Below are 9,727 nucleotides of genomic sequence, written 5' to 3'. Positions count from 1 at the left end.
GCGGGTCTGATTCATCAAAAAGCCCGGTCGGCCTCAGTGGCGCGATCGGGCTTTTTGCTGCCTGCGGGTCAACCGGACAGGCTACAGGGAGAATTAGGGATGGCGGAGGAAATCAGCCGGGCAAGAGCCTGGCGGCGATATTGCGGGCGGTTTGAATCAGCTTTTCCTTCTCCTCCGAAGTGAAGTCATACGGCGCCAGCTTGCCGATGCCCAAGGTGCCACAGAGGCGTTCGCCATCCAGCACCGGGACGGCCAAGGTGCCCTGCACCTGCGTCTGTTTCGCGCCGGGTTTGGCCACGCCGGAGGTGTCTGTCTGCAGATTGCACATTTCCACGGGTTCCTTGCGCTCTGCGGCCACGCCAGCAATGCCTTTGCCCACAGGGATGGACTGGATGATGGGCATGAGCGCTTCCGGGATACCCTGATGGGCCACCAGCTTGAGATGGCGGTCCGCCGGGTCCAGACGGTGAAGTGTGCCCGTGGTACAGCCGAAATCCGCGATGGTTTGGGTGAGGAATTCAGCCCAGTAGGGGTCGGTGGAGGAAAACATGACGCAGGGAAGGGGTGTGAAGTCGGGATTTGTCGTTGTCGCGGCGAAACGGGGCGTTATTCTGCCGCCATCTTCGTTTCTGTCATGAAAACCTGCTCTGCTTTTTTTGTCCTTCTTTGGGTGACCTCTGCCATCGCGCAGCCCGCCGCCCCGGCTGGCACCCCCATTGTGGCCAAAAGCACCTACCACCCCGACAACTCGCACTCGGAGACCATCGTTGACAAAACCACGAACGAGCTCATCGAGTCCACCTACAATGCGGGCGGGGCGCTGATATCGAAGAAGCACTACCTGCTCAATGAACGCGGGCTGCCCACCCAGGGGCACATCTACGACGGACGTGGCAACCTTGTGGCCCGGTCCCAGGTCTATTTTGATGCGTATGGACGCGCCACGGAGATGCGCTCCTTCAATCTCAACGGCCAGTGCTATCAGCAGGTGATCTATGAGTACGATGCCCAGGGCGTCGCAAAGAAGCCGAAAGTCATCAATGTGAATCCCAGTGCCGCCCCCTCGATCAAGCCCGGCGTCATCGATTTCACCAACAATGCGGCTCCTGGAATGGTGCCACCCCAGCAGGGCGTGCCTGCCCAGGCCCCAGCCCCGACCCAGGCCCCGGCGGAACCGAAGAAAAAATCCTTCTTTGGGCGGTTGTTCGGCAAATAGGAAAATACAAACACGGCATTGATGGAAGCCCCCGCACCCGGCCAGCGCTGGATCAGTCAAAGCGAGCCCGAACTGGGTCTCGGAATCGTCAGCAGCATCGAAGGCAATTTTATTGACCTGCGCTTTCCTGCCGCAGGTGAAAAACGGCGCTACGCCCGCAACGGGGCTCCCCTGCGCCGCGCCAGTTTCAAGGCTGGCGATAAAATCACCCTGCGCGATGGGACGGAACTGCAGATCGACTCTGTCGCCTCGATAGACGGGGCTTTGCTCTACCATTGTGGTACACGCAGCGTCCCTGAGTCCGACCTTGCCGATACGCTAAGCCTTGGCGGGCCGCAGGAGCGCCTGCTGGCGGCGAGTGTCGACGATCTGCAGGCCTTTGCCCTGCGTGCCGAGGCGGTGGAATGGCGCTGCCGCATGCAGGCCTCGCCGGTGCGTGGGTTCATCGGGGGGCGGGTCGATCCGATCCCGCATCAGATGTCCATCGCTGCTGACGTCACAGGCCGCCTGCTGCCGCGAGTGCTGCTGGCGGATGAAGTGGGGCTGGGCAAGACGATCGAAGCCGGTCTGATTCTCCATCGCCTGAACCTCACGGGGCGTGCTTCACGCATTCTGGTGCTGGTTCCTGATGCGCTGCCGCACCAGTGGTTTGTGGAGCTTCTGCGCCGGTTCAATCTGATGTTCAGCCTCTTTGATGAGGAGCGCTGCGCGGCCATCGAAGCGGGAGATCCTGGGAGTAATCCTTTCCTCGACAGCCAGCTGGTGCTCTGCCCGCTGTCGCTTCTGAGCGGCTCACCCAAGCGTGCGCAGCAGGCTGCGGATGCGGCTTGGGATTTGCTGATTGTGGATGAAGCGCATCATCTGGAGTGGGCTGTCGGAGCGCCGGGGGTTGCTTATCAGGTGGTCGAGGCCATCGCGCAGCGGGTGCCTGGCGTGCTGCTGCTGACCGCCACGCCGCAGCAGCTTGGTGCTGAAGGTCACTTTGCCCGCCTGCGTCTGCTGGACCCGGACCGCTATGGCGATCTGGACGCTTTCCTCGCTGAATCCACCCGCTATGAGCAGGTGGCGCAGGTGGTGGACCGCATCCTGCAAGGCGGGCTCATGAGTGCCGCTGACCGTGAACTCTTTGGCAGTCATTCGCCGCGGGTGCAGCAGCATGCCGCCGAGCTTGTCGGAGGCGATGAAACCGCACGTCAGCGACTTGTGGCGGACCTTCTGGATGAATTTGGAACTGGTCGCGTGATGTTTCGGAACACCCGCGCCGTGATTCAGGGATTCCCGCTGCGGAAGTGCCATTTGCGGGAGCTTGTTCTTGAGGCTGGGGCGACACCTGACGAGGCGCTTGCCCGCTGGCTTGCCGCGACCTTGCGCGAGCTTGGTGAAGCCAAGGTTTTGCTCATCTGCCGAACGCGCAAGCTTGCGGAAGACACCCATGAGCGGCTGCTGCGCGAGATCAATGTGCATGCCGTGCTCTTCCATGAAGGGCTCACTTTGATGCAGCGGGACAGGCACGCGGCGGCGTTCGCCGATCCCGAAGGGGCACGCATTTTGATCTGCTCCGAGATCGGCAGCGAAGGCCGCAATTTCCAGTTCGCGCAGCATCTTGTTTTGTACGATCTGCCACGAGATCCGGAACTGCTGGAGCAACGCATCGGACGACTGGACCGCATTGGCCAAAAGGGGACGATCAACATTCATGTGCCGTTTATCGCGGGCAGTGAAGGGGAGGTGCTGGCGCGCTGGTATCATGAAGGCCTGGACGCCTTTGAACACAGCCTGCAGGGGGCGACGCAGCTGCTGCACAGCTTTGCTGCTGAAATCGAAGCGCTTTGCACCGGCTTCAATGCCAAAAAACTCGCCGACTGCATCCGGCGCACGAAGGCGCTGAGTCTTGAAGTGCGCCAGAAGCTCGAGCGGGGTCACAACCGGCTGCTGGAGCTGAACTCGTGCAAGCCGCGCCTTGCGGCACGGATGATCGAGCGCATTCGCGATGTGGATGCGGGGCTGGATTTCGAGCGCTTTTTTATTCGTCTGCTAGATCACTTCGGAATGCACATTGAGGAGATGACGTACCGGACGTGGTACATTCGTCCGGACAATCTGATCACGGACGCGCTGCCATCATTGCCGGAAGAAGGGCTTACTTTTTCCTTTGATCGTGAACGTGCGCTCTCGCGTGACCACGAGGCGTTTCTGACCTGGGATCATCCGCTGGTTTGCGCGGGCCTGGATGTGTTGCTCGGCTCTCCTGCTGGCAATGCTGGGTTTGCGTTTTGGAAAGCCTCGGGCGGCGAGGGGCTGGTGCTGCAAACGTGTTTTATTGCGGAGTGCATCGCGCCGCCTGCCTTGCATGCCACGCGCTTCATGCCTGCCATGCCTTTGCGGGTCGCGGTGGATCATCAGGGCAAGGATTTGAGCGCGGATCCTGCCTTCACCCGGGCCAAGCTCACGCCGGGTGATCCGACACGCACGGTGGAGAACGAAACGGTACGCCACAAGCTGCTGCCCACCATGCTGGGCAAGGCGCAGCAGCTTGCCGAGGCGCAGCTCAAGACGCTGCAGCAGAGAGCGGTGGCGTCCATGCGAAAGCAGATGGATGAAGAGATCGCGCGACTGGAAGATTTGCAGGCGCGCAATCCGCATGTGCGGCCTGAGGAGATCGATGCCTTGCGTGATCAGCGGGATGCGCTGGCGGCAGCCATTGGTGCGACCACGGTGAGACTGGATGCGGTGCGGTTGGTGCTGAGGTTGAAGTGAAGTAGGGGGGCGAAGGGGCTTGTCTGAGCGCGGCGACAATGTGTGGCGGAGCTCTTTGCAGACGCTGCTGGTGGGCGTGGGGTGTGGCGGAGTGCCGGGTTTGCTTCCCAATCGTGTGGTGCAGTACCCAGGGGCGCCTCGCTTAGGCTCGGCTGACCCTGGGCTCAATTACGCAGCTCCCTTGGAGCTGTAGAAAAGTGCTGGAGGAAGCCAGGAGTGGGCATGATTCCGAGCTCTTGCCATCGTGCGGACATGAAGCGAATCCCCTCTCCCCACCGATGATAAGGCAATGCCCATGACACCCTTTGGGGAGAGGTAAGGGTGAGGGGATTCGCTTCATGTCCGCACGATGTTATGCACCAAGAAGGGCATGAAATGATTTAAAATGCTCCAATCAAAAGGGGGATCATTGCTGATCCCCCTTTGATGAGTGTTGAATTGATGGGATCAGGCTGATCCCTATGTTGGTCAGGCGGGCACGCCGGTCAGGCCTGGGGCCATGCCGCCGTCGTCTTCGTCTTCACGCTTTACTGGGCGTGCGTCTGGGGATTTGGGAAGGGGGGGCGGGGGTGGCGGCTTGCTCTTGTTTTCCGGGGGATTGAGGAGGCGGCCGTGGGCCATGATTTCCTTGATGTGAGTGCCGTCGAGGGTTTCGTACTCGAGCAAGGCGTGGGCGAGGACGTCGAGCTTGTCCTTGTGCTGGAGAAGGACTTCCTTGGCTTTGGCGTAGGCTTCGTCGATGAGGCGTTTCACTTCCTCGTCGATCTTCTGCGCGGTGTCCTCGCTGTAGTTGCTGCTGCCACGACCCATGAAGGCGTTGCTTTCGTTTTCGCCGTATTCGATCATGCCGAGCTTGGTGCTCATGCCCCAGGAGCAGATCATGCTGCGGGCGATGCGTGAGGCCATGCGGATGTCTCCGCTGGCCCCGCTCGTGACATCGCCAAACTGGATTTCTTCGGCCACACGACCGCCCATGGTGACGATGAGATTGGAGATGAGCTCGCTCTTGCGGTGGGTGAACTTGTCCTCTTCCGGCAGCATCATGGTGACGCCGAGGGAGGGGCCGCGAGGGATGATGGTGACCTTGTGAAGGGGGTCGGTGTGTTCCAGCACCTCGTTGAGGATGGCGTGGCCGGCCTCATGATAGGCGGTGTTTTCCTTCTCCTTCTCGGTGAGGGCCATGCTGCGACGTTCACGGCCCCAGCGCACCTTGTCACGGGCTTCTTCGAGCTCGGGGTTGGTGATGGATTTCATGTTTCTGCGTGCGGCGAGCAGGGCGGCTTCGTTGAGCAGGTTGGCCAGTTCGGCACCGGAGAATCCGGGGGTGCCACGGGCGATTTTGGAAAGGTCGGCGCTGTCGGCCAGCTTCACCTTCTTGGCGTGAACGCGGAGGATTTCCTCGCGGCCTTTCACATCGGGAAGGTTCACAGTGACCTGGCGGTCAAAACGGCCCGGGCGAAGCAGGGCGGGATCGAGCACATCGGCGCGGTTGGTGGCGGCGATGATGATGATGCCTTCCTGGGTGTCAAAGCCGTCCATTTCGACGAGCAATGCATTGAGGGTCTGTTCACGTTCGTCGTGACCACCGCCCATGCCGTGACCGCGATGACGGCCCACGGCGTCGATTTCGTCGATGAAGATGAGGCATGGGGCGTTCTTTTTGCCCTGCTCAAACATGTCACGCACACGGCTGGCTCCGACACCGACGAACATTTCGACGAAGTCAGAACCGCTGATGCTGAAGAAGGGAACGTCGGCCTCGCCCGCGATGGCCTTGGCCAGCAGGGTCTTGCCGGTGCCGGGAGGGCCGGTCATAAGCACGCCTTTGGGGATCTTGCCGCCGAGGCGCTGGAACTTCTTCGGATCCTTGAGGAACTCGACGATTTCCTGCACTTCTTCCTTGGCTTCCTCAACGCCGGCCACGTCCTTGAAGGTGACCTTGTTGCGGTCCTGGGCGAGCATCTTGGCCTTGCTCTTGCCGAAGCTCATGGCGCCACGGCCTGCGCTGCGAAGCTGCTGGCGCACGAGGAAGTAGAAGAAGGCGAGGATGACCAGCAGAGGCAGAAGGAAGCCAATGAGGGAGGACCACATCTCGTTGTCATAAACGGGGATGAGCACGAGCTTGTGAGCGTCGAGCAGCTTGTGGAGCTCCTCCTTTTGGAACTCGATGTTCACGGCCACACTGAAAGCCTTCGAGTCCGCTTTGGCGGCTTCGGAGGCGGGTTTCTCAGTGATTTCCTTGGCTGGCTCGGCAGGAACAGGTTTGATCACGCTGGGCGCTACAGGCTCGGTGCTGCCTGCTGCAGCGACCGCAGGCGGCGTGACGCTGGCAGGCAGTGGGAAATAGCTGCCCTCAATGGTTTGCTTTGAGGTGGCGTCGGAATTGATGAGGACCAGCGGCTTGTTCGGATCAATGCGGTCAGCTTCAACGTGCTTTTTGAATTCTGCGTAGTCGAATACCTTGCGGCTTCCGGTCAGTCCCTTGTTCATCATGAAGCCCGAGATCAGCAGGGTGATCGCGAGTGCGAAGAGCATGAAACCACGCCAGTTGAACTGCGGATCTTGGTTGCGACGGTTGGGGCCGTCGGGGCGATTGTTGAAGGGGTCGTCGGACATGTGCGGGGGTTGTTACAGCTAAGTAACGCGAGTCCGACCATACACGCCGGTAATTTTTTTGCAAAATGCGATTCGCCGGGGATATGGACACCCTTTTGAGGGGGGTAAAACCGGGGACTAACGCCCAATAGGGATGCGTTTGAACTCGCGTGTGAGGCTGGTCAGCGAATCCTCGACTCCCATGCGCTCCAGGCTGCTGGCACCTACGAAACCGTCTGCCGAGGTCTTGCTGAGGATGAATTCCACATCCTTAGGCGTGTTGATCGGGCCACCGTGGGTGAGGGTGAACACGTTTGGATTCACGCTTTTGGCGGCATCGATGATGTCCTGAGTGACTTTCACGGTGTGATCCCAGCTGACCACGGCATTGGTGACGCCGATGCTGCCGCCGACGGTGGTGCCGACGTGCGCGATGATGGCGTCTGCGCCGTTCTTGGCCATTTTGATGGCTTCCTCAGGGGTCGCGACATAGACGATGCTGAACATGTCCATGCGAGTGGCGAGGCCGACCATTTCGAACTCTTTCTCCACGCTCATGCCCGTTTCTTCGAGGACGCCACGGAAATGGCCGTCCACGATGGTGTGGGTGGGGAAGTTGTTCACGCCGGAGAAGCCCATTTCCTTGACGCGGCCCAGCCAGTGCCACATGCGGCGACGGGGATCCGTGGCGTGCACGCCGCAGACGACGGGGATCTCTTTGACGACGGGCAGGACTTCGTATTCGCCGATCTCCATGGCGATGGCATTGGCGTCTCCATAAGCCATGAGGCCGCAGGTGCTGCCGTGGCCCATCATGCGGAAGCGGCCGCTGTTGTAGATGATGATCAGATCCGCACCGCCTTTTTCGATGAACTTGGCGCTGATGCCCGTGCCTGCGCCGGCGGCGATGATCGGCTCACCCTTGGCGCGGGTGGCTTTGAGACGGTCCACGACTTCTTGCTTCGTGTAGGGGTTTCCGATTCCGGTCCAGGGATTGGGCATGACTTGATGTGGTTGACGGTGGTTTACGATAGTTGACGGTGGATGACAGTGGTTTGCAACCATCGTCAACTACGGTCAACAATTGTAAACAACCGTAAACTCCGCCCTATGCACGCCCGCGCCGCCATCCAAGAGCTATCCGAAACGCACACCCACGGGCCTGACACGGAGTACCGCATGGTGCGTGGGTCGGAGAGGGATACGCGCGCCTGGCTGCGCAGTGCGCCGCTGTGCACCACGCTGGCGACGCACCGTATCGCGCATGCGGGGGTGATGACGGCGCGTGCGCCGTACCGCATCGTGCGGATGCACCAGGGCGGGCTGTATTTCCTGGCCTGCCTGGAAGGAGAGGGTCGTGTGCTGGTGGATGGTGTGTGGAAGAAATGCACTGCGGGCATGGCGGTGGCGCTGCCGCCTTTCATGGTGAACGCCTTTCATGCGGTGCCGGGCAAGATCTGGCGCTGCTGCTGGGTGCGCTATGAACAGCAGCCGGAGCAGACGCCGATCCTGAGCAGCAGTTCGCCGCTGATGGCACCGTTTGCGGGTGCAGCGTTGTGGAATGCCATTGAGGGACTCGTTGAGGAAGCTGGAAACGCAGCTCAGCCCGCCGCCATGTTTCACTGGGTGGAGCTGGTGCAGCATTACATCGAGCGCTTTGCGCAGCCCTGGCAGGTGGATGACCGGCTGCACCGCATCTGGGAAAAGGTCTCTGCCAATGTGGGCTATGACTGGACGCTGGATGAGCTGGCGCATCAGGCGCATGTGAGCGCCGAGCACCTGCGCCGGCTGTGCCGGAAGGCGCTGGGGCGCACGCCGATGCATCACGTGACGTGGCTGAGGATGCGCAAGGCGGCGGAGCTGCTGAGCACGACGAATTTGAAGATCGAGACGATCTCGCACGAGGTGGGATATCAGAACCCGTTTGTGTTCAGCAACACGTTCAAGAAGTGGATCGGGTGGCGGCCGAGTGAGCACCGGAGCAGGATGGATGGGTGAAATGGAGGGTGCTATAATTACCGGCGATAGGGGCGGGTATCAGATTTAAGATTGAAGTAGTTTGTGGTTTTTAATGGGAGGCTGTAAAAATTTATATAATCAAATTTTAATCACAGAGACATGAGTATTCCCCATATCGACATTACAAATCAACTCACCGAACAAAGGCGCAAGGTTGACTTTGATAGCTATGACATAACGGTTCAGCAGTTGATTTCAATGGTTGAAAGCGGAGCCATAGATGTTGCTCCTGCATATCAACGGCAATACCGATGGGGCACTGAACGACAATCGCGGTTCATTGAATCTATCTTCTTGGGCATCCCGATCCCAAGTTTGTTTATGGCTGCGAACGCAGATGGCACTTGGGAGCTCGTTGATGGTGTCCAGCGGCTTAGCACCTTGGTTCATTTTGCAGGAAGTGAGGCGGCACGAGCTAAGCTTAAAATGGATAGCAAATTAAGCCTCGAAGGTCTCTCAAAGCTTTCTAGTTTTTGTGGACCTTTCGATTCGCTACCTCAAAACATACAATTACATTTTACGCTACGTCCAATCAAAGTGACAACGCTAAGCGATAAAAGCGATTTGGTCGTTAGATTTGACTTGTTTGAGCGCCTCAATACCGGAGGAGTCAGTCTTACAGATCAAGAAATTAGGTCGTGTATTTTTCGAGGAGCGTTCAATGAGTTTCTTGAAAGATTGTCGAAAAATGAAGATTTTCTGAAATTGGTACTGCTGCCTGAAGGTAAGCAAAAGGATGGTACAAGAGAGGAATATGTGCTTCGGTTCTTCGCTTTTCTAAATGGTTATAAAAAGTTTGATCATAGCGTGGTTGATTTTTTGAATGACTACATGAAATCATCATCTGTATCTTTTAACTATTCAAACGGAGAACACATATTCGAAAGCACATTTAAGGCTTTGCGTAAAAGACTGCCCAAGGGCATAACCCGAGGAAGAAAAGTTACTCCGGTTAACCTTTTTGAGGCTGTTGCAGTGGGAGCCGCTTTGGCTTTACAAAAAAACGGAGCCATCAAGGGATTGAATGCCTCAGTCTGGATCGAATCCGACGAACTGACTGGGCTTACGACTGGCGCAACTAATGATCGGAAACGTGTAGTTGGGCGCATTGAATACTGCGCTAGAAAATTTGGGTGGTAG

The 9,727-nt window shown here is 58.6% G+C and carries 7 protein-coding genes; 4 read left to right on the top strand and 3 right to left on the bottom strand.

All coding sequences use genetic code 11. The annotated features are described in order from the left end of the window. Nucleotides 1-112 precede the first annotated feature (112 nt). Nucleotides 113-550, bottom strand: coding sequence for a GAF domain-containing protein (locus AC24GY_RS14120; RefSeq protein WP_487684023.1), 438 nt, complete (start codon nt 548-550; stop codon nt 113-115). Between the two features lie 84 nt (nt 551-634). Between AC24GY_RS14120 and AC24GY_RS14115 the strand changes: the two genes are divergently transcribed. After that, nucleotides 635-1,216, top strand: a complete 582-nt coding sequence (locus AC24GY_RS14115; RefSeq protein WP_487684020.1) for a hypothetical protein — start codon at nt 635-637, stop codon at nt 1,214-1,216. 21 nt (nt 1,217-1,237) lie between these two features. Next, nucleotides 1,238-3,973 (top strand): RNA polymerase-associated protein RapA, encoded by a 2,736-nt coding sequence (gene rapA / locus AC24GY_RS14110; RefSeq protein ID WP_487684017.1) that lies wholly within the window; start codon nt 1,238-1,240, stop codon nt 3,971-3,973. Between the two features lie 468 nt (nt 3,974-4,441). Here rapA and ftsH read toward each other — a convergent pair whose 3' ends face one another. Together ftsH and AC24GY_RS14100 are read right to left on the bottom strand one after the other, a co-directional pair. After that, complete coding sequence (ftsH, locus tag AC24GY_RS14105; RefSeq protein WP_487684014.1) at nt 4,442-6,589, bottom strand: ATP-dependent zinc metalloprotease FtsH; 2,148 nt, start codon at nt 6,587-6,589, stop codon at nt 4,442-4,444. Nucleotides 6,590-6,706: 117 nt separating this feature from the next. Next, entirely contained in the window at nt 6,707-7,570 is an 864-nt protein-coding gene (locus AC24GY_RS14100) for a phosphoenolpyruvate hydrolase family protein (protein WP_397384479.1), read from the bottom strand. 108 nt (nt 7,571-7,678) lie between these two features. Between AC24GY_RS14100 and AC24GY_RS14095 the strand changes: the two genes are divergently transcribed. Together AC24GY_RS14095 and AC24GY_RS14090 are read left to right on the top strand one after the other, a co-directional pair. Continuing rightward, on the top strand, nt 7,679-8,566 hold the full coding sequence (locus AC24GY_RS14095) for a helix-turn-helix transcriptional regulator (protein WP_487684009.1): 888 nt from the start codon (nt 7,679-7,681) through the stop codon (nt 8,564-8,566). A gap of 120 nt (nt 8,567-8,686) precedes the next feature. Further along, a complete protein-coding gene (locus AC24GY_RS14090) occupies nt 8,687-9,727 on the top strand; it encodes a GmrSD restriction endonuclease domain-containing protein (RefSeq protein WP_487684006.1) in 1,041 nt (346 codons plus the stop codon).

It is taken from the genome of Prosthecobacter sp. Pr1 (genome assembly GCF_057652315.1).
The sequence above is the reverse complement of the archived record's forward strand: the minus strand, read 5'-3'. Positions and strand labels throughout refer to the sequence as shown.

What these genes read in the sequence shown, in the direction of transcription:
- ftsH (WP_487684014.1), bottom strand. Translation starts at nt 6,589, where the DNA reads ATGTCCGACGACCCCTTCAACAATCGCCCCGACGGCCCCAACCGTCGC.
- rapA (WP_487684017.1), top strand. Translation starts at nt 1,238, where the DNA reads ATGGAAGCCCCCGCACCCGGCCAGCGCTGGATCAGTCAAAGCGAGCCC.
- AC24GY_RS14100 (WP_397384479.1), bottom strand. Translation starts at nt 7,570, where the DNA reads ATGCCCAATCCCTGGACCGGAATCGGAAACCCCTACACGAAGCAAGAA.
- AC24GY_RS14115 (WP_487684020.1), top strand. Translation starts at nt 635, where the DNA reads ATGAAAACCTGCTCTGCTTTTTTTGTCCTTCTTTGGGTGACCTCTGCC.
- AC24GY_RS14090 (WP_487684006.1), top strand. Translation starts at nt 8,687, where the DNA reads ATGAGTATTCCCCATATCGACATTACAAATCAACTCACCGAACAAAGG.
- AC24GY_RS14120 (WP_487684023.1), bottom strand. Translation starts at nt 550, where the DNA reads ATGTTTTCCTCCACCGACCCCTACTGGGCTGAATTCCTCACCCAAACC.
- AC24GY_RS14095 (WP_487684009.1), top strand. Translation starts at nt 7,679, where the DNA reads ATGCACGCCCGCGCCGCCATCCAAGAGCTATCCGAAACGCACACCCAC.